This is a genomic window from Paenibacillus sp. 01T422 (genome assembly GCF_056398785.1).
Map to the genome: position 1 here is coordinate 1 of NZ_JBFTQB010001430.1, position 888 is coordinate 888.

Annotated in this window: 2 protein-coding genes; one reads left to right on the forward strand and one right to left on the reverse strand. The window is 42.8% G+C overall.

Annotated features, from left to right (window positions below; all coding sequences use genetic code 11):
• A partial coding sequence (locus AC1DUA_RS39295; RefSeq protein WP_477504833.1) for an ATPase, T2SS/T4P/T4SS family occupies positions 1-401 on the forward strand: 401 nt, incomplete at its 5' end.
• Here the strand turns inward: AC1DUA_RS39295 and AC1DUA_RS39300 are convergent.
• The coding region (locus AC1DUA_RS39300; RefSeq protein ID WP_477504834.1) for a hypothetical protein at positions 384-888 on the reverse strand (505 nt) is incomplete at its 5' end. The genes AC1DUA_RS39295 and AC1DUA_RS39300 overlap by 18 nt on opposite strands.

Sequence of the window (888 nt, forward strand, 5' to 3'; positions counted from 1 at the left end):
TCTCTGCGGAGGCTGCAGAAGTTCTACAAGTGCTGGTTGAGTCTGGATACAACGTTTTTATTGGAGGAGGTACAGGTTCAGGAAAAACAACTTTTCTTAATGCGCTTAGCGCCTGGATCCCAGCTCATGAACGCATTATTACGATTGAGGATTCGGCAGAGCTTCAGATACAAACCGTACCCAATCTAGTCAGAATGGAAACCAGAAACGCGAATACAGAGGGGAGAGGTGAAATCTCCATTCGGGATCTAATTCGTGCCTCGCTCCGGATGCGCCCGAATCGCATCATTGTTGGCGAAGTTCGTGGTGCTGAAGCGTTAGATATGTTGGCTGCGATGAATACGGGGCACGACGGCAGAGTATACACTATAAAGTGCATCAAATCATTTATACTTCACTGACTTAATTGATGATTCAAACGTCATGCCCTTGATTCCCTTGATCTTTGCGAGTGGCGTGTATAATACGATTTCTCCGAAGACCGTACGAATTACTTCTCCGCGTTCCTGATCATTCAGCATCGGCCAGATTTCAGACATTTCTATAAGTTGTTCAGTTATTGCTGTTGATGGGTTTGCATACAGATTCAGTTCTTTCAATTTTTCCCTAATCGCTTCTTCTTTTTTACTTTCCTCTGACATTCTCTGCCTCAGTTCATCCGAAGTAATCAAACTTTCAACAAACATATACTGCCACTTTTTCCTGCGTTCGTTCATATTGGCGAGTTCGCGTTGAAGATCTTGGATCATCTTCTGATTACTTTTAGTCTCAATTCTTAATTTTCCCGATTCTTTTAATGTAACACGATGATCTGCCCGAATACGATTGATATAATCCATCACCAACTGCTCAACATGAACTTGCCTGAACATGGGCATATCACAACTT